At 68.7% G+C, this 22,226-nt stretch carries 19 protein-coding genes; 11 read left to right on the forward strand and 8 right to left on the reverse strand.

Annotation, left to right across the window (positions count from 1 at the left end; all coding sequences use genetic code 11):
* Window positions 1–146 precede the first annotated feature (146 nt).
* On the reverse strand, window positions 147–1,871 hold the full coding sequence (treS, locus tag DDQ50_RS12090; protein WP_116756958.1) for a maltose alpha-D-glucosyltransferase: 1,725 nt from the start codon (window positions 1,869–1,871) through the stop codon (window positions 147–149).
* Window positions 1,872–1,937: 66 nt separating this feature from the next.
* Between treS and DDQ50_RS12095 the strand changes: the two genes are divergently transcribed.
* From DDQ50_RS12095 to DDQ50_RS12105, 3 genes are all read left to right on the forward strand, one after another.
* Window positions 1,938–2,846 (forward strand): alpha/beta fold hydrolase, encoded by a 909-nt coding sequence (locus tag DDQ50_RS12095; RefSeq protein WP_116756959.1) that lies wholly within the window; start codon window positions 1,938–1,940, stop codon window positions 2,844–2,846.
* Window positions 2,843–3,925 carry a glycosyltransferase family 4 protein gene (locus DDQ50_RS12100; protein WP_116756960.1) on the forward strand — a complete coding sequence of 361 codons (1,083 nt, stop codon included), beginning with the start codon at window positions 2,843–2,845 and terminating at the stop codon, window positions 3,923–3,925. The genes DDQ50_RS12095 and DDQ50_RS12100 overlap by 4 nt, the downstream gene beginning before the upstream one ends.
* Before the next feature lie 398 nt (window positions 3,926–4,323).
* Window positions 4,324–5,694, forward strand: a complete 1,371-nt coding sequence (locus tag DDQ50_RS12105) for an HNH endonuclease signature motif containing protein (RefSeq protein WP_116756961.1) — start codon at window positions 4,324–4,326, stop codon at window positions 5,692–5,694.
* Window positions 5,695–6,150: 456 nt separating this feature from the next.
* Here the strand turns inward: DDQ50_RS12105 and DDQ50_RS12110 are convergent, their stop codons facing one another.
* The 3 genes from DDQ50_RS12110 to DDQ50_RS12120 all read right to left on the reverse strand — a co-directional run bounded on the left by DDQ50_RS12110 (window position 6,151) and on the right by DDQ50_RS12120 (window position 8,164).
* A complete protein-coding gene (locus tag DDQ50_RS12110) occupies window positions 6,151–6,612 on the reverse strand; it encodes a YbaK/EbsC family protein (RefSeq protein WP_116756962.1) in 462 nt (153 codons plus the stop codon).
* Window positions 6,613–6,620: 8 nt separating this feature from the next.
* The gene (locus tag DDQ50_RS12115) at window positions 6,621–7,235 is read right to left on the reverse strand and encodes a histidine phosphatase family protein (protein WP_116756963.1); all 615 of its coding nucleotides are present in this window, start codon (window positions 7,233–7,235) and stop codon (window positions 6,621–6,623) included.
* A gap of 65 nt (window positions 7,236–7,300) precedes the next feature.
* On the reverse strand, window positions 7,301–8,164 hold the full coding sequence (locus DDQ50_RS12120) for a Sir2 family NAD-dependent protein deacetylase (RefSeq protein ID WP_116756964.1): 864 nt from the start codon (window positions 8,162–8,164) through the stop codon (window positions 7,301–7,303).
* Between the two features lie 88 nt (window positions 8,165–8,252).
* Between DDQ50_RS12120 and DDQ50_RS12125 the strand changes: the two genes are divergently transcribed.
* Window positions 8,253–9,050: a TrmH family RNA methyltransferase gene (locus DDQ50_RS12125; RefSeq protein WP_116756965.1), complete on the forward strand. Its 798-nt coding sequence runs from the start codon at window positions 8,253–8,255 to the stop codon at window positions 9,048–9,050.
* A gap of 98 nt (window positions 9,051–9,148) precedes the next feature.
* Window positions 9,149–10,702 (forward strand): APC family permease, encoded by a 1,554-nt coding sequence (locus DDQ50_RS12130; RefSeq protein WP_116756966.1) that lies wholly within the window; start codon window positions 9,149–9,151, stop codon window positions 10,700–10,702.
* Window positions 10,703–10,928: 226 nt separating this feature from the next.
* Here DDQ50_RS12130 and DDQ50_RS12135 read toward each other — a convergent pair whose 3' ends face one another.
* Window positions 10,929–13,568 (reverse strand): transglycosylase domain-containing protein, encoded by a 2,640-nt coding sequence (locus DDQ50_RS12135; RefSeq protein WP_165829801.1) that lies wholly within the window; start codon window positions 13,566–13,568, stop codon window positions 10,929–10,931.
* Window positions 13,569–13,735: 167 nt separating this feature from the next.
* Here DDQ50_RS12135 and DDQ50_RS12140 point away from each other — a divergent pair, with 167 nt between their 5' ends.
* On the forward strand, window positions 13,736–14,998 hold the full coding sequence (locus tag DDQ50_RS12140) for a D-alanyl-D-alanine carboxypeptidase family protein (protein WP_116756968.1): 1,263 nt from the start codon (window positions 13,736–13,738) through the stop codon (window positions 14,996–14,998).
* Between the two features lie 4 nt (window positions 14,999–15,002).
* On the opposite strand, the gene DDQ50_RS12145 is transcribed toward DDQ50_RS12140, so the two are convergent.
* On the reverse strand, window positions 15,003–15,794 hold the full coding sequence (locus DDQ50_RS12145; protein ID WP_116756969.1) for an SGNH/GDSL hydrolase family protein: 792 nt from the start codon (window positions 15,792–15,794) through the stop codon (window positions 15,003–15,005).
* Between the two features lie 191 nt (window positions 15,795–15,985).
* Between DDQ50_RS12145 and DDQ50_RS12150 the strand changes: the two genes are divergently transcribed.
* Together DDQ50_RS12150 and DDQ50_RS12155 are read left to right on the forward strand one after the other, a co-directional pair.
* Window positions 15,986–17,845 (forward strand): DEAD/DEAH box helicase, encoded by a 1,860-nt coding sequence (locus tag DDQ50_RS12150; RefSeq protein WP_116757432.1) that lies wholly within the window; start codon window positions 15,986–15,988, stop codon window positions 17,843–17,845.
* Window positions 17,846–17,850: 5 nt separating this feature from the next.
* On the forward strand, window positions 17,851–18,705 hold the full coding sequence (locus DDQ50_RS12155; protein ID WP_116756970.1) for an MSMEG_6728 family protein: 855 nt from the start codon (window positions 17,851–17,853) through the stop codon (window positions 18,703–18,705).
* A gap of 39 nt (window positions 18,706–18,744) precedes the next feature.
* Here the strand turns inward: DDQ50_RS12155 and DDQ50_RS12160 are convergent, their stop codons facing one another.
* Together DDQ50_RS12160 and DDQ50_RS12165 are read right to left on the reverse strand one after the other, a co-directional pair.
* Window positions 18,745–19,605: an NAD(P)H-hydrate dehydratase gene (locus tag DDQ50_RS12160; RefSeq protein ID WP_240614356.1), complete on the reverse strand. Its 861-nt coding sequence runs from the start codon at window positions 19,603–19,605 to the stop codon at window positions 18,745–18,747.
* Window positions 19,602–20,327, reverse strand: coding sequence for a histidine phosphatase family protein (locus tag DDQ50_RS12165; RefSeq protein WP_116756972.1), 726 nt, complete (start codon window positions 20,325–20,327; stop codon window positions 19,602–19,604). The genes DDQ50_RS12160 and DDQ50_RS12165 overlap by 4 nt, the downstream gene beginning before the upstream one ends.
* 86 nt (window positions 20,328–20,413) lie before the next feature.
* On the opposite strand from DDQ50_RS12165, the gene DDQ50_RS12170 reads away from it, so the two are divergent.
* The 3 genes from DDQ50_RS12170 to DDQ50_RS12180 are packed head-to-tail and all read left to right on the forward strand — an operon-like array spanning window position 20,414 to window position 22,226.
* The gene (locus tag DDQ50_RS12170) at window positions 20,414–21,487 is read left to right on the forward strand and encodes a VIT1/CCC1 transporter family protein (RefSeq protein ID WP_377940299.1); all 1,074 of its coding nucleotides are present in this window, start codon (window positions 20,414–20,416) and stop codon (window positions 21,485–21,487) included.
* 2 nt (window positions 21,488–21,489) lie between these two features.
* Window positions 21,490–21,780 (forward strand): acylphosphatase, encoded by a 291-nt coding sequence (locus tag DDQ50_RS12175; protein ID WP_205663627.1) that lies wholly within the window; start codon window positions 21,490–21,492, stop codon window positions 21,778–21,780.
* Window positions 21,777–22,226 (forward strand): GNAT family N-acetyltransferase, encoded by a 450-nt coding sequence (locus tag DDQ50_RS12180; RefSeq protein WP_240614357.1) that lies wholly within the window; start codon window positions 21,777–21,779, stop codon window positions 22,224–22,226. The genes DDQ50_RS12175 and DDQ50_RS12180 overlap by 4 nt, the downstream gene beginning before the upstream one ends.

Consider the following 22,226-nt stretch of genomic DNA (forward strand, 5'->3'; position numbering starts at 1 on the left):
GAAATCGAGTCCGTCGAGCGTGAGGTCTGTGTCCACGCCGCCAGGCTAGGCACGACCTCCGACGTCGACCGGTATCACGCGCCGACGTCGAACGAATGCCGAGACCGGTTGGGGGCGACGGGCGATACCCGACCCCGCCCCCTGGCTCAGAACTGCGCGGACGGATCCCAGATCTTCAGCCAGTAGAAGGCCTGGCTGCCGAGAGTGAACGTCACCGTGCCGTCGTCGGCGACCCGGGGGAACTCTCCGCCGCCGAACAGGTCGGTGAGACGGGCACCGGCGTGGTCGGCCATCGTGACCTTCACGGTGATCGGATTGTGCGAGAAGTTGAAGACGCACAGGACGTCCTCGGCAACGTCGCCCATGTGCTGCGCACCCGTCGACGCGCCCTCGTACGACCTCACGAAAGCGAGGGCCGACTCGTGGTCCGTGTCCTGCACCTCGAGCGAACCCAGCCCGAACGTCGGGTGGGCCTTGCGCGTGTGGATCACGTTGCGCACCCAGTGCAGCATCGACCGCGACTGGGCCAGCTGCGCCTCGACGTTCACGAGTGTGTAGTTGTAGACCAGAGATTGCACGACGGGCAGGAAGAGCTTGCCGGGGTCGGCGGACGAGAACCCGGCGTTGCGGTCGGGCGTCCACTGCATCGGCGTGCGGGAGGCATCCCGGTCCGGAAGCCAGATGTTGTCGCCCATCGCGATCTCGTCGCCGTAGTACAGGAACGGGCTGCCCGGCAGGGAGAACAGGAGCGCATGGGCCAGCTCCAGCTCGGCCCGTGAGTTGTCGAGCAGCGGGGCGAGGCGCCGCCGGATGCCGATGTTGGAACGCATCCGCGGGTCGTACGCGTACCAGCCGTACATCGCCTGGCGGTACTCCTCGGACACCATCTCGAGCGTCAGCTCGTCGTGGTTGCGAAGGAACACCCCCCACGCGGCGCCCACCGGCACATCGGTCGTCTCCCCGAGGATCCGGACCAGCTCGGTGGCGGTCTGCGCCCGCAGCGAATAGAAGATTCGCGGCATGATCGGGAAGTTGAACGCCATGTGGCATTCCGGCTCCTCCTCGGTGCCGAAGAACGCGGCGACCTCACGCGGCCACTGGTTGGCCTCGGCGATGAGGATGCGACCGGGGTAGTCGCGGTCGATCATCGCGCGGAGACGCTTGATGTACTCGTGCGTCGCCGGCTCGCCCTCGCCGTTGCCGCCCTCGGACTCGTACAGGTACGGGATCGCATCGAGGCGGAGGCCGTCGACACCCAGGTCGAGCCAGAAGCGGACGATGTCGAAGATCGCCTCCTGCACCGCGGGATTCTCGAAGTTCAGGTCGGGCTGGTGCGAGAAGAACCGGTGGAAGAAGAACTGCCGGCGGACCGGGTCGAACGTCCAGTTCGACTCCTCCGTGTCGACGAAGATGATGCGGATGTTGTCGTACTTCTCGTCGGTGTCGCTCCACACGTAATAGTCGCCGTACGGCCCCTCCGGGTCCTCCCGGGACTGCTGGAACCACTCGTGGGCGTCGGAGGTGTGGTTGAGCGGGAAGTCCATCACGATGCGCATGTTGCGCTCGTGCGCCTTCTTGACCAGCTCGCGGAACTCGTCGATCGTGCCGAACTCGGGCAGCACCGACTTGAAGTCCGACACGTCGTAGCCGCCGTCGCGGAGGGGTGACTGGTAGAACGGCGGCAACCAGAGCGCATCGATGCCGAGCCACTGCAGGTAGTCGAGCCGCGCCGTCAGTCCGCCGAGGTCGCCGGTGCCGTCGCCGTTGCTGTCGGCGAACGACCGGACCATTACCTCGTAGAACACCGACCGGCGATACCACTGAGGGTTCAGGGCCAGTCCCGGCAGGGTGATCGGTGCAGTGAAGCTCACGGCTCTCCTTCAAGGCGGCGGCGGTGTGCTCAGTCTAGATAGGCAATCCTGCCTAAACTGAAACGGATGAAGCAGGTCGTTTCGCCCTACGAGTCGGTGCTCGACCAGGCGGTCGGCCGACCGCGATCGACGACCGTGCTCGGCAGCCGCACCGCCTACTGGGAGTACGGGGCCGAGTCGCCGGAACGCAGTCTGGTGCTCGTGCACGGTTTCCGCGGCGATCACCACGGTCTCGAAGCGATCGCCGCTCATGTGGCCGCACTCGACCCCGGCCTCCGCGTCATCGTGCCCGACCTTCCCGGTTTCGGTGCGTCCGAGCCGCTGCGCGAGGCAGAGCACGACATCCACGGATACGCCGCGTGGCTGCGCCTGTTCACCGACGCCGTCGATGCGAACGGGTCGCCGGTTCTCGGGCACTCGTTCGGCACCATCGTCGTGTCGGCCGCTCTCGCCTCCGGCCTCGCCGCGCCGCGCGCGGTGCTCGTCAACCCGATCGCAGCCCCGGCGCTCTCCGGACCGAACGCGATCGGCACCCGTCTCGCGATCTTCTACTACTGGCTCGGCTCACGACTGCCTGAGAAACTCGGCTTCTGGGTGCTCCGCTGGCGTGTCGTCACCCGCGGCATGAGCGTCTTCATGGCGAAGACCCGCGATCCCGCTCTCCGCCGGTGGATCCACAACCAGCACGACCTGTACTTCGGCGCGTTCGCGAACCGCCGTGTCGTCCTCGACGCCTTCCGCGCCTCGGTCAGTCACGACGTCAGCGAATACGCGCGCGGCATCGGCATCCCGGTGCGACTCATCGTCGCCGAGAAGGACGAGATCACGCCCCTCTCCGCGCAGCGCACGCTGGTGTCGCTGTTCCCGAACGCATCGATGCATGTCGAGATGAACGTCGGACACCTCATCCACTACGAGCGCCCCGCCGAGACGGCTCGCGAGATCGAGACGTTCATCGGCTCGGCCGAGTCGTGAAGATCTTCTTCGACTGCCGGTACGTCAAGACCGACGGCAGTCACGACGGGATCGCCCGCTACTCCGAGCGTCTCGTCGCGTCACTCGGCGCCGGTCACGACGTGACCATGCTGATCAACGACGAACGGCAGCTCGCCGTCCTTCCCGATCTGCCGTGGAAGCGCATCTCGTCGCCCACGTCCCCGCTCGAGATCCTCGTCGCGCGTGAGGTCAACAAGCTGAAGCCCGATGTCGTGTTCAGCCCGATGCAGACGATGGGATCCTTCGGGCGGCGATACCCGCTCGTCCTGACTCTGCACGACCTGATCTACTACCGGCACCGCACCCCGCCGCGCAGCATGCCGACCTGGCTCCGACTGCTGTGGCGCATCTACCACCTCGCGTGGTGGCCTCAGCGGCTGCTGCTCAACGGCGCGGACGCCGTGGTCACCGTGTCGGAGACGACCAAGGGGCTCATGGAGGAGCATCGGCTGACCCGCCGTCCGATCGAGGTCGTCTACAACGCCGCCGACGGGGCGACCGTCGGTGCAGGGACGGGGACTCGGACGCGCCCCGACGGTGGCGTGCTCGTCTACATGGGCGCGTTCATCGGCTACAAGAACGTCGAGGCGCTCGTCCGCGCGGCCGCCCGCCTGCCCGGATACGAACTGCATCTGCTGAGCCGGGTCTCCGACGCCGACCGGCGCCGCCTCACCGCCCTCGCACCCGATGCCCGACTCGTGTTCCACAACGGGGTCACCGACGAGGAGTACGCGGAGATCCTCTCCCGCGCGACCGCTCTGCTCACCGCGTCGCTCGACGAGGGGTTCGGCATCCCGGTGATCGAGGCGATGCGAGCGGGCACCCCCGCCGTGGTCAGCGACATCCCGATCTTCCGCGAGATCGGGGGAGACGCCGCGATCTACGTCGATCCGCACGACGATGCATCGATCGTCGACGGCATCCGCTCCCTCGAGGACCCCGACGCGTGGAAGACACGGTCGGTCGCGGGGGTGACCCAAGCCTCGAAGTTCTCCTGGACCGCCTCTGCCGAGGTCTTGAACGCCCTGCTGGAGCGAGTAGCCACCCGCCCCCACTGACTCGGATATTCCGGGCGCTTAGGCGTGTTCGCTCCGGCGTAGAGGTTTGTCCGGAACATGCGGTTCCGCGTTCGTGATCACTCTTGGGCGGGGTCGTCGATTGAGTACGCGGTTCGGTGATCATTGGGCTCGGCGCGGGTTCTACTGATGCCGGGATGGGATCGGGATGGATCCGTGTTGGTGTGTTGGGGTGCGGTGTGCTGTGGGGCTGGGATGGGTGTTCCGGGCGTGTGCGCACGTTCCGGCCGGCCCCGGTGCCCGGAACGTGCGCGCACCCGCAGCACTCGTTTCCTTGCTGCTGACTGTCCGGAATAGGGTTCAGGTAGTGGTCTAATAAACCGTTGATCAGGGCTTATCTGGTCCGGTCAGTGTCGGTGGTTGGCGGCAGAATCAGGGGTATGAGCAGCCCCGTCGACCTCCTGAACGAGCGGGTGGGTGCGCTCGCGGGGCTCGTCGAGGGAATGCCGTGGGCTGACACCGCCGAGCTGGGGGAGCTGCTGGCGGGGGCGAAGGATGCCACCGTCCTCGATCTCGCCGCCCGGGTGGGGGAGGTCGTCCGGTTGGCCGACGCGGTCGCCGCCCGCATCGCGGGGGAGATCGAACGCCGCTCCGACCGGACCCTCGAGGCCCCGCTCGCGACCCGGTTGGGGGAGCGGAACGCTCCCGCGGTGCTCGCGTCGATCACGGGGGTGCACGCGACCCGGGCGAGGGATTGGTGCGAGGTCGGCACCCGCCTCGCCGGCCGGACCACGCTCATCGGCGAACCGCTACCGTCACTCCACCCGGTCGTCGCCGCGGGACTCGATCATGGGTCGTTGAGTCTCGATGCGGCGCGGGTGATCCTCACAACGCTCCGGCAGGTCGACCCCTTCGCCACTGTCGAGGACCTTGCCGGGTTGGAGGAGTTCCTGGTCGGCCAGGCGGGAGAGTTGCCGTTGACGGACCTGACGAAACTGTGTCGTGCATTGCCCGACCGGTTCAACCCCGACGGGATCGAACCCCGCGAAGAAGCCGCCCGCGCACGCGCCGACTTCAGTGTCATCGCCCACCGAGACGGCACCTATAGCAGCGTGATCCACTGGGATGCTGAATCCCTCGGGATCGCCCAAGCGGCCCTCCACGCTCGGATGAACCCCCGCAAGGTGACCTTCACCGACCCCGACACCCCTGGGGGTGATGAGGCGATCCGCGACACCCGGACCATCGGGCAGCGTCGTCTCGACGCGCTGACCTCGATCATGCGGGACTCTTTGCGCGCCGATACCGGGGACAGCAACGGCATCGACACCACCATCCTCGTCACCATCCCCCTCGAAGCACTCATGACCGGGGTCGGGACGGCGACCCTGTTCGGTGTTGATGCTTCGATCAGTGCCCGGACGGCACGGCGGATGGCGTGCGATGCGAAGATCCTCCCCGTCGTCCTCGACGGGAACTCCCAACCCCTCGACCTCGGCACCGCCCGCCGCCTCTTCAGCCCCGCGCAACGGCAGGCGATGGCCGTTCGGGACGGCGGGTGCATCTGGCCCGGCTGCGACGAACCGCCCTCACGGTGTCAATCCGCGCACATCACACCCTGGGCTGCCGGAGGACCCACCAATATCAGCAACGGGGTCCTGTTGTGTCCGTTCCATCACCGAAGATTCGACCTCGACGGATGGGACCTCGACACCGACCCTGCTACTGGGACCCGATACTTGATCCCACCAGCCTGGGTCGACGCCCGGCGCACACCACGACGCATCAGCCCGCCAGCCGTCGCTGCCTGAGATCCCTGCGTTTCGCTGCGCTCAACGGGCGGGCAGTACCGTCCGCCTTGCGGCCCTCGTTTCGACGGGCTCAACGGGCGGGGGCCCCGGCGCGGCTCGGGGCCTTCGTTTCGGCGAGCTCAACGGGCGGGCAGGGCGCCGTTCCTCGGGTCCTGCGTTTCGCTGCGCTCAACGGGCGGGGGTGGAGCGCGTCTCGGGTCTGCGTTTCGGCGGGCTCAACGGGCGGGCAGGGCGCCGTTCCTCGGGTCCTGCGTTTCGCTGCGCTCAACGGGCGGGGGTGGAGCGCGTCTCGGGTCTGCGTTTCGGCGGGCTCAACGGGCGGGGTATGAGGCCTGCTTTGGGTCCTTCGTTTCGACGGGCTCAACGGGCGGAGCCCCAGCGCGGCTCCTGGCCGGCGTTTCGACGGGCTCAACGGGCGGCGGGGCTGGTGCTCGGCTCGACGGGCACGTCGGGTGGTCAGTGGATGCGGGTGATCTCGGCCGCTGTCAGTGCCACCAGGCGGGCGGGGAGGATCGGGAACACCGCGTTCGGCATCCCCGCCGCCGCCCACAACTCGTCGAGCTCGAGCAGATCCTCATCGATCAGCGTCCGCAGCGGCGCCGGATGACCGAGCGGCGGCACACCGCCGATGCTGTACCCGGTCGCCGACTTCACCAACGCGGCATCCGCCTTCTCGAGCGGCGCACCCAGGTACTCCGCCACCAGGTCGGTATCCACCCGATTCACGCCGGACACCAGCAGCAGGATCGGCTCGCCATCCACCCGGAACACCAGGCTCTTCACGATCGCCGCAACCGGCACACCCAGAGTCGCCGCCGCGTCAGCCGCAGTATGAGCCGTCTCGGCAGTCTCCTGCACAGCGCCGCTCTCCCCGAGCGACAGCAGAGTCTCCCGGAACCGGATCGCGTTCTTGTGCACGCCGCCTCCTACAGCCCCTCGACCTGAAGCGGATCCGTCTCGACCTGGCCCGGCTTCCACTTCGTCCCGTTGAACTCGATCAGCCCGATCTCACCATCGGCGTACGCGAAGTGCTGCGACGACGCGTTGCTGATCATCTGCCCCGGCTCGGGCCACGCGTACGCGGTCACATCCCGAACCAGCGAGCCGATCACACCTCCATGCGTCACCACCAGCACCGACTGGTCGGGGTGACGCTCCGCCAACTCCACCAGCGCCGGCCGGGCACGCGCAACGACATGCGAACGCTTCTCCCGACCCTGGATGTGCTCGCCGCGCTGGCGAAGCGCATCCAACTCGACCCCGCTCAGCCCCTCCGCCGTGCCGTACGAGCGTTCACGGAGATCGTCGATGATCTCGATGTCGTCGAGCCCGATCTCCGCGGCGATGATCTGCGCCGTCTCCAACGCCCGCGACAGAGGGCTCGACACGATCGCGTCCCAATGCTCTGCAGCGAGACGCTGACCGGCTTCCCGCGCCTGGCGACGGCCCGTGTCGTTCAGCGGGATGTCGCTCGTCCCCTGGATGCGCCCCTGCAGGTTCCAGTCGGTCTGGCCGTGGCGCACGAGTTCGAGACGGGTCATCAGTGGGGCTCCGGGAAGTCGGCGCATGCGCGCAGGGGTGGTGGGGTTCGAGGACGTGCGGCAGGTCAGGTGATCAGACGTTCGACCAGCCCCGCCAGGGACTCGGTCGTGCCGGCATCGAGCTTGATCGTGGCCCGGGTGTCGCCCTTGGTCGCCCCACGGTTGATGATCACGATGGGGGAGCGAGCACGGCGGGCGACCTCGAGAAGTCGGATACCGGAATTCACGGCAAGCGACGAACCGGCGATGATCAGCGCATCCGCCCGTCTCACCAGCGCACTCGCCTCCGCGAACTTCTCACTCGGCACGAACTCGCCGAAGAACACCACCTCGGGCTTCAGCACACCGCCGCAGACAGTGCACTCGGGCACGACGAACTCGGACACATCGGCGACCTCGGCGTCGCCGTCGGGGTTGATGGTGACCGAGTCGGGCTGCTCGAGCCACGGGTTCGCCGCCTCGATCCGCTCGGCGACGCTGGCACGCGCGAAGGTCTGGCCGCAACGCAGGCAGCGGACCCGATCGACGGTGCCGTGGAGGTCGACGACGTGGCGGGAGCCGGCCTTCAGATGCAGGCCGTCGACGTTCTGGGTGACGACGCCGTTGACCAGGCCGGAGGCTTCGAGATCGGCCAGAGCACGGTGGCCATCATTCGGTTCCGCCGAGTCGAAACGCTTCCAGCCCAGATGGCTGCCCGCCCAATAGCGCTGACGGTAGGACGCCCCCGAGAGGAACTGCTGGAACGACATCGGCGAACGCTTCGGCGCACCCGCACCGCGATAGTCGGGGATACCCGAGTCCGTGCTCACCCCGGCACCCGTGAGAACGGACACACTGCGCCCGCGGAGGAGCTCGGCGACCCGGTCGAGGTCGCGCGAAAGGGAGGCCGCAGAATCGGCGCCCTGAGCCGAGGACGCTAGCGTGGTCATCGTTCCTCCCGAGTCCAGCGTAGACAGGCGCGGGAGCAGGTGGCGACCAGACGCCGCCGGCATCCCCTCTCGAGAGAGTGATATCCGCGTGCAGATCGTCCGACTCGACTCGCTCGACGCGCCCGAGCTCGACGACTACTCCCGCCTCACCGACGTCGCCCTCCGCCGTCGCACCGAGCCGGCCGGCGGTCTGTACCTCGCCGAATCGACGAAAGTCATCGCCCGCGCCCTCGCAGCAGGGCACCGTCCGCGTTCGGTCCTGACCCGCGAGTCGTGGCTGCCCGAGCTCGAGCAGCTCCTCTCCGGCTACCCCGACCTCACGGTCTACGTGGGGGAGGACGCCCTCCTCGAGCAGCTCACCGGCTACCACCTCCACCGCGGCGCTCTCGCCTCCATGCACCGGCCCGTCCTGCCGGAACCCGCCGAGATCCTCCGAGATGCGAAGCGGGTCGTGATCCTCGACGGACTCGTCGACCACACCAACGTCGGAGCGATCTTCCGATCCGTCGCAGGCCTCGGAGCGGACGCCGTGCTCGTCACTCCGCGCTGCGCCGACCCGCTGTACCGCCGCAGCGTGCGGGTGAGCATGGGAACGGTGCTCCAGGTGCCGTGGACCCGGCTCCCCGAATGGCGCGAGGCGACCCCGCTGCTCCACGAGCACGGCTTCGAGATCGCGGCACTCGCCCTCGGCGACGGAGCGATCCCGCTCGATCGCTACCGACCCGGTGAGAAGGTCGCGCTCGTTCTGGGAACAGAAGGCGACGGACTGGGCAGGCACGCACTCTCCTCAGCGGACACGATCGTGACCATCCCGATGCTCCACGGGGTCGATTCGCTCAACGTCGCCGCAGCCGCAGCCGTGGCGCTCTGGGCCATCACGCGCTGAGGCCCCACCGGGTTGCTTCGTCGCTATGCTCGGCTCAGCGCACTGCCGTCACCGTCGACGGGTCGCAGAACGCAGCCATCCAGCGAGGAAGTGACTGTATGACGCAGCAGACCGGCTCCGAACCCGTCATCGCCGACGGAGGCGGCAAGGGGCTGCGTGCCGGATCCCTCGGCCTCATCGGATCGACCGTGATCGGCCTCGCCTCCACAGCTCCCGTCTACTCGCTCGCGGCGACCCTCGGCTTCATCGTCATCGCGGTCGGCCCCCAGACGCCGATCGCGATCATCCTCGCCTTCATCCCCATGTTCTTCGTCGCCTTCGCCTACCGAGAGCTGAACCGGGCGGTCCCCGACTGCGGAACCACCTTCACCTGGGCCACCAAGGCCTTCGGTCCGCGGATCGGCTGGCTGGGCGGCTGGGGAGTGGCCGTCGCCGGCACCATCGTCCTCGCCAACCTGGCGCAGATCGGCGGCTACTACTTCTGGCTGCTGGTCGCGCCCGACGTGGCGGAGAACACGATCGCCGTCACGGCGACCGGCGTCGTCTTCATCGCCCTCATGGTCTTCGTCAGCTACCGCGGACTCGAGATCGGCGAGGTGCTGCAGAACATCCTCATCGCCATCCAGTACCTGGCGCTCATCCTGTTCGTCGTGTTCGCCCTCGTGGCGGTGGCGAACGGCACGGCCCCCGAGGGCGCGACTGCACCGCAGCTGTCCTGGTTCGACCCGTTCGCCTTCACCGACCTGTCGGGCTTCACCGAGGCCATCCTGCTCGCCCTCTTCATCTACTGGGGCTGGGACACCTGCCTGGCCCTCAACGAGGAGACCAAGGACCCGCAGCGCATCCCCGGCCGAGCCGCACTGCTCTCGACCGTCATCCTCGTCTTCACCTACGTGGCGGTCGCCGTCGCCGCGATGGCGTACGCGGGCCTCGGCACCACGGGCATCGGCCTCGGCAACTCCGAGAACGCCGACGACGTCTTCTACGCCGTCAAGGACGCCCTCTTCGGACCCTGGGCGTGGCTGCTCGTCGTCGCCGTCATGGTCTCGGCGGTCTCGTCCACCCAGACCACGATCCTGCCGACCGCCCGCGGAACCCTCGCCATGGCGGTCTACAAGGCGCTCCCACCGAAGTTCGGCACCGTCCACCCCCGCTTCAAGACACCGGCGTACAGCACCTTCGTGATGGGTGCCGTCGCCATCGTCTTCTACGTCGGCATGACGCTCGTCAGCGAGAACATCCTCGAGGACACGATCGCGTCCCTCGGCCTCGCGATCGCCTTCTACTACGGCATCACCGGGTTCGCGTGCGTCTGGCTGTTCCGCAAGCAGGCGTTCACGTCGGCCCGGAACTTCGTCTTCCAGTTCCTGTTCCCGCTCCTCGGCGGCGTGCTGCTGACGGCGGCATTCGTGAAGTCGGCGATCGACATGCTCGATCCCGAATACGGCTCGACGACGCTGCTCGGCGTCGGAAGCGTCTTCGTCGTCGGAGTCGGCTCGCTGCTCGTCGGCGTGGTGCTGATGATCGTCTGGTCGTTCTTCCCCGCCTCGAAGCCGTTCTTCCGCGGCGAGAGCCTCAATCTGCAGACCGACGTCATGGTGCCGGATGCGGAGCACCCGAAGGGCCGCTCGGTCGACGGCGGGCTGATCTGACGGAGGACCGACGCTGCGCGGAGGGGCACGGAACGGCCTCCGGGCCTGTTCGAAGTGTTTCCAGCCCTGCGATCAAGGTCGAGTAGCGCGAAGCGCGCGCCGGGACCGGTCGTGCAGGCCGCAGGCCGTCCCAAAACAGACTCGGCCCGGCCCGCAATGAGGAAGGAACGTGCGCGACAGGTTCACCTGCCGCGCACGTCCCTCGTCTACCACCGCTGGAGCGGCGCTAACAGGTGCGTTTGGTTACCGTGACCCGGACGGCGACATCGGATCTCGCGGCCGTGCCCGGTGAGGGATCCTGCGACTTCACGAGCGCCGGCGAATTGGGCTGCAGAGCGCCGTCGACCTCGCACTGGATCGTCGGAGCCGCGGTGAACCCGGCACTGGCCAGAGCTCCCGCCACCGCGTTCTGCTGGACCCCGGTCAGGTCGGGCAGAGCCTTCAGCAGTCCGTTGCTCGTGTAGACGGTGACGATCGAGCTCTTGCTGGTCTGACCCGACGGGGTGGTGCCGGAGACGGTGCCGACCGGCAGGTCGGAGTCCTGCTGTCCGCCGTCGAGGAACCCGAATCCGGCGCCCTCGATGATCGCCTTCGCCTGATCGATGCTGAGACCTCGGACATCGGGAACGGTCGCCTGCTGCCCGCGCAACAGCTCCTGCGATGCCGCCGGGAACTCGTCGCCGCCGTACTTGGCGTTGAGCGCGCTCATCACCCGGGGGGCGATCCGGTGCCGGGCGCTCGCGGCCTGTCCGCTGTCGAGGTAGTAGTTGCGCTCGTTGACGTGACCGGTGACGTTGAAGACCCCCGTTACGGTCGCGGCCTTGGTGGTCGCTCCGCTCATCCAGGTGGCCTCGGCCTCATCGGTCGTACCCGTCTTGCCCAGCGTGGGCGCGCGGTTCGTCAGAGACGAGTAGGTGGGGCTGCCGGTACCGCGCTGGAACGCCTGCTGCAGGGCGTACGCGGCCGTCGCGGCCACCTCGGGCTCGAGGGCCTTCGTGCACTTCGACGGCGGGACCGGAACCTCGGTGCCATCGGGCGCGACAATCCGTTCGATCGCGATCGGCTCGCAGTAGGTACCACCCGATGCGATCGTCGCGAAGGCGCCGGCCATCTGCAGAGGAGCGACCTCGTTGGTGCCGAGAACCGAGCTGGGCCCGTGGACGAGTTCGCCCGAGCGCACGCTGTAGGTCTCGTTGCCTTCGGCATCCAGGACGGGGTTGCCGGCGTCGTCGGTGATCATGTCCTCGACGCCGCGGTCGGCGCGGTACACGCCCATCGCGTTGGCGGTGCCGCTGATGCCGCAGAGATCGAGCTGCTTCGACATCGCGATGAAGCCGGTGTTCTCCGAGTTCATCGTGTTGTAGAGCGCCGTCCAGAACCCGCCGTTGCCGCCCTCGTCGTTGCGGGGGTTCCAGCTCTCGCCGAGCACGTACTTGCCGTCGGGTGAGCAGGAGTCCTTCCATGCCGTTCCGCGGAGGTCCTTGCGGCGGGCGTCGACACCCTCGTTGAGGCCGTGCCCCTCCTTCAGCCATTCGAGCAGCGTGAAGATCTTGTAGGTGGAGCCGGGCTGGAAGCCCGTCGATCCGCCGTAGTCGTAGTCGGCGTTGTAGTTGATGGCCGTCGCGGTCGGGTCGGCGGCGAGGTCCTCGGGATCGACCGAGTACCTCTTGTTCTGGGCCATGGCGAGGATCTTGCCGGTGCCGGGCTGCACGGTGACGACGGTCGCACCGATGTCGAAGTCGTCGAGGTGCCACGGCACGTTGTCGTTGATCGCGGCCTCGGCAGCGGCCTGCACGTCGACGTCGAGAGTCGTGTACACGTCGTAGCCGGCGGTGATGAAGTTGCGCAGACGCGCCTTCGGGTCGTCGCCGAAGAACTCGTCGTTCTTGAACACGCGGGTCACGTAATCGCAGAAGAATCCGGAGCCGCCGGCGAGGGCGCATCCACCCGACGGGGGCTGGATGGACGGCTCGACGGGAGCGGCGACGGCGTCGTCGTGCTCTTGCTGCGTGATCATCTTCTCCTCGAGCATGTTGCCCAGGATGTAGTCGCGGCGCGACTTGTTCGCCGCGTAGCCGTTCGCGGCGCCGTTGGTCTCGCTGTCGGGGTAGTCGAGTCGGTACTTCTCGGGGTTGTTGACGATGGCCATGAGGCTCGCCGACTGCTGCAGTGTCGCGTTCGCGGCGCTGGTGCCGAAGTAGTAGTTGGCCGCGGCCTCGATGCCGTAGACGGTGCCGCCGAAACCGGCGATGTTGAGATAGCCGAGGAGGATCTCGTCCTTCGTGTACCGCTTCTCGAGACCGATGGCGTACTTCATCTCGCGGATCTTGCGGGACTCGGTCTGCACCGTCGCCGCCTCGTAGGCGGCCGTGATCTCGTCCTGGTCGGTCAGGTCCTTGATCGCGTTCTGGATGTTGACGTTCTTCACGTACTGCTGCGTGATCGACGAACCACCCTGGATGGGACGACCGAGAGCGTTGTTCAGGACGGCGCGAACGGTGCCCTGGAGATCGATGCCGCCGTGGTCGTAGTAGCGGGGGTCCTCACCGGCGACCGCGGCATCCTTGACGAAGCCGTTGACCTGATCCCAGCCGACCTCGATGCGGTTCTGCTCGTAGAAGTAGGCGAGCAGCTTGGGGGAGCCGTCGGAGTTCGTCGCGTAGATGTTGGTGCGCTGCGACAGGGGCTGGATCTCGAGGTAGTCGGGCAGATCCTCGAAGATGCCGATGGTGTCGTTGGCGGCGACACTCGTCAGGGCGAGAGCAGGAGTGATGGCCACGGTCGCGAGGACTCCGGCAGCGACACTCATGCCGATGAAACCGAGGAGTCCGGCGATCCGGCTGGGCGTGCGTGCAAACGGCGACAAGGTTGGGCCCCTTTCGCCGGAAAGAATACGTGAGCGCACAGACGGTTCTGCCGTTAGCGCGCCGATCGTAACGATTCTGTTGCGACGAGGAGTTGCCGTCGGCACGCATGCCGGGGATGGCAGCGGGTCGGGAAGGGCCCTCAGAGGTTCTCGCATAGCCTGACGGGGTGTCAACGCGCCCAGATCCGACGCGACGACAGGTCTCGCGGCAGCAGCTGTACCGGCGTCGCCGCATCGCCGCCGCGATCGTCCTCGTCCTGACCCTCGGCATCGTGTCGGTCGCCATCTACCTGCCGACCGCTGCCGCCGCCGAACTGCCCGACGCTGCACCGACCGTTGAGACACCCGCGTTCGCACCGGCCGCTCCGGTCGCCGCGGCGTTCCCGGGCTACGGTCGCGGCGCGATAGGCGCTGTCGGATTCGACGGTGTACTCGCGTCGGCGGGTGACCAGGGGCAGTTCCCGATCGCGAGCATCACGAAGGTCATCACCGCTCTCGTCGTTCTGTCGGCCAAACCGCTCGCCGACGGGGAGGCCGGCCCCGACATCACCTTCACGGACGCCGATGTCGACATCTACTACGACGTGCTCGCGCAGAACGGCTCGCTCGAGCCGGTTCGCGAGGGGCTCGTGCTCTCGCAGCGCCAGGTCATGGAGACCATGCTGATCCCCTCGGCCAACAACTACGCTGAGTCGCTCGCGGTCTGGGCGTTCGGGTCGGTCGATGCCTACCTGACCGCGGCGAACGCCTGGCTCACCGAGCACGGTCTCACCGACACGGTGGTCGTCGACACCAACGGTCTGTCGCCCGGCGACCTGAGCACTCCGGCGAACCTCGTCGCGCTCGGCCAGCTCGCCCTCGCCGACCCGGTCATCGCCTCGATCGTGCGCACCCCCACGGCGCAGGAGCCCTACATCGGCGAGATCGACAACACCAACAAACTCCTCGGCATCTCCGGCGTCGACGGCATCAAGACCGGCACGACCGATGAGGCGGGCGCCTGCCTGCTCTTCTCGACCGACGTGGTGGTCGGCTCGCAGTCCGTGACGGTCGTCGGGGTGATCCTCGGCGCCGACAGCCATCCCGAGCTCAACGACGGCGTGCTCGCCCTGCTCGAGAGCGTCACGCCCGGGTTCCACGAGGTGACCCTGACGACCGCGGGGCAGCAGTACGCCGCCTATTCGACGCTGTGGGGCGAGTCCTCGACCGCGGTCACGACCGAGGCGCGTACGGCCCTCGTCTACGGCGACGAGACGGTGACCGCCGCGGTCGTGGCGGCCCCGGTCGAAGCCGCAGCCGCGGGCACCCAGGTGGGAACTGTCACGTTCACGGTCGGCGACGAGACCATCGACGTTCCGCTGACCCTCGCGGCCTCCATCGATGCACCGGACTTCTGGTGGCGGGTCTCGAACCCGCCGTGGACCAGGTGACGATCTAGTCCCGCGGGCCGTCCACCCGATAGGGGACCGCCTCGGGACGCTTGGGCAGGATGTTGTCGCCGGATGAGACGCGGCGGATGCGGCGGATCACCCACGGCACGAAGTACTCGCGCGCCCAGACCAGGTCCTCGCTGCGGGCGGCGCGCCAGGTCGACGGCGGCAGCGGTTCGGGGCGCATCGGCTCGAGCTCGTTCTCGACCCCGAGCGTGTCGAGCACCATGCGGGCGACGGTGTGATGGCCGAGCGAGTTCAGGTGCAGGCGGTCCCGGGTCCACATGCGGGCGTCCTGCACGTCGGTGAGCGCCCACTGGTCGGCGACGAGCGCGTGATGACGGAGCGCCTCGCGGCGGAGGTTCTCGTTGTAGATGGCGACCTTGCCGCGGAGGCGGGACAGCACGGGCGAGAAGCCGACGTCGACGCCGGTGAAGATCACGACGGTGGCACCGGTCGCGGCGAGCCGGTCGAGCGCGTCGCCGAACTTGCGTGCGAGCTGGTCGGGTTCCGTTCCGGGCCGGATCACGTCGTTGCCGCCGGCGGAGATGGTGATCAGGTCGGGTTTCAGCGCGATCGCCGGTTCGATCTGGTCGTCGATGATCTGCTGCAGCAGCTTGCCCCGCACGGCGAGGTTGGCGTACGAGAAGTCGGGCACGCTCTGCGCCAGGACCTCGGCCACGCGGTCGGCCCAACCGCGGTTCCCGCCCGGGCTGGCGGGCTCGGGGTCGCCGATCCCTTCGGTGAATGAATCGCCGAGAGCGACGTATCGACGCCATGGATGTCCGGACGTCACAGCACACCTCCACACCACGTTCGAGCGGGCCGGTCGACACGCCGACGATGCCCGCTGTTATGCATTCAACCACTGCTGCCACCCGGTCGCGCGACCCGGGACGGGTACCATTTGATCAAGTGAGCAACCCGCAGCAGATCCCCGACGAGCAGGCCCGGGGTGGGGGACTCGAGGCGATCGAAGGGTTCCCGATGACGGATCGGGCCTCGGCGACCGACGGCCGGAACGGCGCCTCGGCCGAGCACGACGCCCACCCTCACGCCTGGACCCAGGTGGGCCCAACCGACCATGCTTGGACGGGGGGACTCTCCCCGTCGTTCCCCGAGCGGGCGGCGTGGGGCACGGCCGGCAAGCTCCGTGCGTGGCAGGAGGAGGCGCTCACCCTCTACTTCGAGCGCGAGCCCCGCGACTTCCTCGCGGCCGCCACCCCCGGCGCCGGCAAGACCACCTTCGCCCTGCGTCTCGCGAAGGAGCTGCTCGCCCGCGGTCAGATCGATCGCATCACCGTCGTCGCACCGACCGAGCACCTCAAGAGCCAGTGGGCCGACGCCGCCGAGCGCGTCGCCATCCACCTGAACCCCTCCTTCCGAAACAAAGACCGCTGGTACGGGCGGCACTTCCACGGGATCGCCGTCACCTACGCGCAGGTCGTCGCCGACGCCGCCCTGCACCGGGAACTGACGGTGAGCGCGCGCACGCTGGTGATCCTCGACGAGGTCCACCACGGTGGTGACGCGCTCAGCTGGGGCGACGCCATCCGCGAGGCGTTCGAATCGGCGGAGCGACGGCTCTCCCTGAGCGGCACCCCGTTCCGCTCCGACACGGCGCCCATCCCGTTCGTCGAGTACGGACCCGACCAGCACGGAATCCGCGTCTCGCGCACCGACTACGCCTACGGCTACGACCGGGCGCTGCAAGACGGCGTCGTCCGCCCGGTGCTCTTCATGGTCTACGCGGGCAGCATGCGCTGGCGGACCTCGGCGGGTGAGGAGATGGAGGCGAAGCTCGGCGAGGGCAACACCAAGGACATCACCTCCCAGGCCTGGCGCACCGCGCTCGATCCGTCGGGGGAGTGGATCCCCTCGGTTCTGCGCGCCGCCGACCTGCGTCTCACCGAGGTGCGCCGCGGGGTGCCCGACGCCGGTGGGCTGGTCATCGCGACTGATCAGTTCGTCGCCCGCGCCTACGCACGAATCCTCGAGGAGATCTGCGGCGAGGAGGTCACGGTCGTCCTGTCCGACGACAAGGGCGCATCGGACCGGATCGCCGAGTACGCCGCGAACGAGAAGCGCTGGATGGTTGCCGTCCGGATGGTGTCGGAGGGCGTCGACATCCCCCGGCTCGCCGTGGGCGTCTACGCGACCTCGTCGGCGACGCCGCTGTTCTTCGCGCAGGCCATCGGCCGCTTCGTGCGCGCCCGTCGGCGCGGCGAGACCGCGTCGGTGTTCCTGCCGAACGTACCGAGCCTGATGGCGCTGGCGAACAGCATGGAGGTGCAGCGCGATCACGCCCTCGACCGCCGCGACTCCGACGAGAACCCCAACGGTCCGGGGCTCGAGGACGGCCTGCTCCAGGCGGCCGAGAGGTCCGACAAGGCATCCGACGCGCTCACCCAGGAGTTCGAGTTCCAGGCCGTCAGCTCGGACGCGATGTTCGACCGTGTGCTCTACGAAGGCGGCGAGTTCGGCTTCGAGGCCGACACGGGCAGCGACGAGGAGCTCGACTTCATCGGCATCCCGGGTCTGCTCGAACCCGACCAGGTGAGGGATCTGCTCCGGCACCGGCAGTCGCGTCAGCAGGGCCGGCGGGAGGCGAAACCGCAGCGCGAGGCCGGATCCGCCGAGCCTGCGCCGATGTACCGCAACCTGAAGGAGCAGCGGGCCCTGCTCAACTCCCTGGTCGGGTTGTGGTCGAAGACGTCGGGCGACAGCCACGGCATCATCCACGCCGAGCTGCGCCGCATCTGCGGCGGCCCCGCCGTCGCCCAGGCGAGCGTCACGCAGCTGCAGTCCCGCATCGAGCTGATTCGCAAGAGGATGGCCGGACACTAGTAAAGATGCAGACCTTCCTGCCGTTCGAAGATTTCGATGCATCGATGCGCGTGCTCGACCAGGCGCGTCTCGGCAAGCAGCGGGTCGAGACGCTGCAGGTACTGCGGTCGCTGCTGCTGCCGAGCTACGGCTGGCAGAACCATCCGGTGAGTCGGATGTGGCGCGGCTTCGTTCCGGGACTCACCGCCTATGGTCTGTCGAACGTTCGCGAGTGGACGGCTCGCGGCCACGCGGACAGCACGTCAGCGCTCATCCGCGAATTCGCCCCCGAGGTCGACGGTCTGACGCAGGAGGCCCTCGCGGCGCGCGGCCTCCTGCCGCGCTGGGTCGGGGACGAGGAAGTGCACCGCAGTCACCGCTCCAACCTGATCCGCAAGGACCCGAGCTTCTACGAGCCGCTCTTCCCCGGCACTCCCGGCGACCTCGAGTACGTCTGGCCCGGCGTCGGCATCGGCACGACGACGGGTCCCGAGCTCGGCGATCCGGTCTGGATCGTGCGAGCGCAGGACGATGCGGAACTCGATCTCTGGCGCACGCAGGACTTCGTCGCCGTCGGCGAGCTGTCGCCCCGGGGCAAGGACACCCCCGCCTGGAGAGCCCAGGTCACCGCGTTCGTCGACGCGATCGTCCCGGGAAGCGTCGCGGGAGTACTCGTCGGCAACGCGGATCGAGTCGAGCGGGTCGAGGTCAGCGGCGAGCTCGGCAGTTCGGTGACCGACGACGGTCGCGCCTACCTGACCCGGGAAGCGCATTTCGTCGGGTCTTGGGATCGCTCCGACTTCGCGATCCCGGCGACCCTGCAGGACCCGCGCTCGGTCTTCGAGACGAATCTCGCCGCGTCGCCCGGTTCGGCCCGGTAGATCGCGCTCAGAGAGGCGGAACCGGGCGACTCGGCGGTCTCAGGTCAGCTCTGCCAGCAGGCCGGGCAGTTCGACGGTCAGCTCGCGGGCCAGGAAGCCGAGCGGGCCGACCCTCTCGGAGAGCCGGTCACCGGCTCGGGCGTGGAGGTAGGTCGCCCAGCAGGCGGCTTCAGCCAGGTCCGTGCCTCGGGCGGCGAGCCCGGCGAGGGCTCCCGCGAGCACGTCTCCGCTGCCGGAGGTGCCGAGGCCCGGGCCGCCCGCCTCGATGCTCCAGAGCGCACCGTCGGGACCCGCGATGAGGCTCTGGCAGGAGACCACCGCGCCGAAGCGGTCGGCGATCTCGAGCAGGTCGGAACCGAGGCAGTCGATCTCGCGGCCTAGCAGGAGGCCCGCCTCGGTCGCGTTCGGCGTCAGCGCGAGGCGCCCCGTCAGGCTGTCGCCGAGGGAGTCGTCATGGGTGAGGGCTCCGAGTGCGTAGGCGTCGAGCAGCACCCGCGCCTCCGGGCCGATCATGGGGATGAAATTGCGCAACAGCTCGACCGTCTCGTCGGCGTCGTCGAGTCCGGGCCCGATGACGATGCAGTCCGCGTCGATCTCGTCGGTCAGACGCCATGCCGCCGACGAGGCGACGGCGCCTGCCCGTGTCTCGGGGAGTCCGGTGACTCCCGCCTCGGGGAATGCGACCGCCAGCGCGGGGGCGACGGCATCCGCGACGGCGAGAGTCAGCCGCCCGGCCCCTACCCGCAGAGCGGACATCCCGGCGAGGGCGACGGCTCCGGGGGTCTTCCGCGCGCCGCCGATGATGAGGACGTCTCCGCGATCCTTCTTCGACGAGCCGGGCGCGGGCAGCGACCATCCCCGCAGGGTGTCGGCGTCGATCGGTTCCGGGTCGGTGCTCACGCCGGTTCCCCGGAGTGCTCGGTGACCTCGGCGTCGTGGCGTGCGAGGTGGTCGATGTCGCCGGCGGCCGTCGCCACCCATTCGCCGTCCCGGTCCCGTTCGAGGCGCGTGATCGATGCGTTGGGGAGCGGGTAGCGGCGCACCTGATCGAGCAGGTCGGCTTCGTCGAGCCGTTCCGAGACGTAGCGGATCAGCGAGACGACGGCGTCGTGGCAGACGATGAGCACCCGCTGGCCGTCGCATTCCCGGTCGATGTCGTCGAGGACGCTGCGCACCCGCAGGGCGACATCGGCCCACGACTCGCCCCCCGGCGGCCGGTAGTAGAACTTGCCGAGGAAGCGCCGTCGAGCCGCTTCGTCGGGATGAAGGCGGTCGACGCCGCGGGAGGTAAGACCGTCGAGGATTCCGAGCTCGCGATCGCGGAGTCTCTCGTCGACACGGGTGGGGAGGGCGAGACCGACGACACCGAGCGCGATCTCCGCCGTCTCCCGTGCCCTTCTGTACGGAGAGACCCAGACGACGTCGGGTCGGTCACGGCTCTCCGGGTCGGTGAGGTGCCGCCCGAAGGCCTCGGCTTGCTCGCGGCCGGTGGCCGAGAGCACCACATCGGCGTCGCGCGCGGGGACGGAAATCCTGTCGGACTGTCGACGCTCGGCGTCGGAGGCGGCGACGTTGGCCTCGCTCTCACCGTGTCGGACGAGGAGGAGTTCGAGGGCGGCCATGGGGCGACACTAGCGGCCGGTTCCGGAGGTCGAGCCGTGAGGTCCCTGGTGATGGCCGGGGCATCTGGGACAATCGTCAGGTGACGATCGCCTCCGCATCATCCGAGCCCTCGTCCGCAGACGTCAGACGCTGGCGGCGCTACCTCGCCGACGAGCGCGCGGAGGCCCTCGTCTACCGCGACCTCGCCTCCCGGCGGGAGGGCGAGGAGAGGGCGATCCTGCTGGCTCTCGCCGACGCGGAGGGTCGGCACGAGCAGCACTGGCGCGATCTTCTGGGTTCCCGGTTGCGGTCGGAGCCTCCGATCGGTCTCCGCACCCGGGTGCTCGCCTTCCTCGCGCGCCGGTTCGGTTCGGTCTTCGTGCTCGCCCTGGTGCAGCGCGCCGAGTCGCGCACGCCCTACGACGACGACACCGACGCCACCGATCAGATGGCCGCCGACGAGCGGATCCACGAGGAGGTCGTCCGCGGGCTCGCCGCGCGGGGACGCAGTCGGATCTCGGGCACCTTCCGAGCCGCGGTGTTCGGCGCCAACGACGGTCTCGTCAGCAACCTGGCCCTCGTCCTCGGTATCGGCGCGACGGGCGTGTCGCCTCAGACCGTTCTCTTCACCGGCATCGCCGGCCTCCTCGCGGGGGCCCTGTCGATGGGCGCGGGGGAGTACGTCTCGGTGCGATCCCAGCGCGAGCTGCTCTCCGGCTCGGCACCCAGCGCCCTGGCGAACCGCGCCGTCGCGGATCTCGATGTCGACGCCAACGAGCTCGCGCTGGTCTACCGCGCCAGAGGGATGAGCGAGATCGACTCGCTGGCGAAGGCCGCCTCAGTTCTGGCGGGCCGGGAATCGCTTCCCGGAGTCGCGACGGGCGCTGATGAGCACGAGGCGATCGGCAGCGGCTGGAGTGCCGCGCTGTCGAGCTTCGTCTTCTTCGCCTCCGGCGCGATCATCCCCGTCATCCCGTACCTCATCGGTCTGTCCGGCCTGCCGGCGATCGTGCTCGCGTCGGGCCTCGTCGGGGTCGCGCTGCTGGCGACGGGGACCGTGGTCGGGCTGCTGTCGGGCACGTCGCTGCTCTGGCGCGCGATCCGGCAGCTGCTGATCGGTCTCGGCGCCGCGGCGGTCACCTACCTGCTCGGACTCGTGTTCGGTGCGAGCCTCGGATGACCATGACAGACATGGATCAGGAGGGTGCTGTCGCTCGCAAGGTGCTCGTCTCGGGTCGCGTGCAGGGTGTCGGATTCCGGGTGGCGACCGTGGAGGCCGCCCGCCGTATCGGTGTGGCGGGCACGGTGCGGAATCTGTTCGACGGCAGGGTGGAGGCGATCATCGAGGGCGCACCCCAGGTGGTGGAGCAGATGCTCGACTGGCTGCGCTCGGGTCCGCCGACCGCTCGGGTCGAGCAGGTGCAGGTGACGGAGGCGCGCCCGACCGGCGCCTCGGGATTCGAGTTGCGGTGAGCATCCCCACCCTGCATGTGGCGGGGCTCGCCGAGATGCAGAGCCGCACCCTCTACCAGCTGCTCCGACTGCGGATCGACGTGTTCGTCGTGGAGCAGCATGCCGCGTACGCCGACATCGACGGTCGCGACGCCGAGCCCGGCGCACTGCTGGTCTGGGCCGAGGACGAGTCGGGGACCGTCATCAGCACCGCTCGGGTGCTGCGGGAACCGGGCGGGATGCGGATCGGCCGGGTCGCGACGGCTCCGTCGGCGCGCGGGCGGGGGATCGCCGCGGCGATCATGAGGCACTCCATCAGCCTCTGCGGGGATGCGGAGATCCTGCTCGACGCCCAGGCGCAGCTCACCGACTGGTACGCCGGGTTCGGCTTCGAACTCGCGGGCGGGGAGTACCTCGAGGACGGCATCCCACACTTCCCGATGCGCCGACCCGCGGTGGGCGCCTGA

Origin of the sequence: Amnibacterium flavum (assembly GCF_003097495.1) — a bacterium.
Taxonomy (GTDB): Bacteria; Actinomycetota; Actinomycetes; order Actinomycetales; family Microbacteriaceae; genus Naasia; species Naasia flava.

Excerpts from the sequence above, each read along its gene's own strand:
- DDQ50_RS12095 (WP_116756959.1), top strand. The coding sequence starts at position 1,938 with ATGAAGCAGGTCGTTTCGCCCTACGAGTCGGTGCTCGACCAGGCGGTC.
- DDQ50_RS12105 (WP_116756961.1), top strand. The coding sequence starts at position 4,324 with ATGAGCAGCCCCGTCGACCTCCTGAACGAGCGGGTGGGTGCGCTCGCG.
- DDQ50_RS12115 (WP_116756963.1), bottom strand. The coding sequence starts at position 7,235 with ATGACCCGTCTCGAACTCGTGCGCCACGGCCAGACCGACTGGAACCTG.
- DDQ50_RS12120 (WP_116756964.1), bottom strand. The coding sequence starts at position 8,164 with ATGACCACGCTAGCGTCCTCGGCTCAGGGCGCCGATTCTGCGGCCTCC.
- DDQ50_RS12130 (WP_116756966.1), top strand. The coding sequence starts at position 9,149 with ATGACGCAGCAGACCGGCTCCGAACCCGTCATCGCCGACGGAGGCGGC.
- DDQ50_RS12150 (WP_116757432.1), top strand. The coding sequence starts at position 15,986 with ATGACGGATCGGGCCTCGGCGACCGACGGCCGGAACGGCGCCTCGGCC.
- DDQ50_RS12155 (WP_116756970.1), top strand. The coding sequence starts at position 17,851 with ATGCAGACCTTCCTGCCGTTCGAAGATTTCGATGCATCGATGCGCGTG.
- DDQ50_RS12165 (WP_116756972.1), bottom strand. The coding sequence starts at position 20,327 with ATGGCCGCCCTCGAACTCCTCCTCGTCCGACACGGTGAGAGCGAGGCC.
- DDQ50_RS12175 (WP_205663627.1), top strand. The coding sequence starts at position 21,490 with ATGACAGACATGGATCAGGAGGGTGCTGTCGCTCGCAAGGTGCTCGTC.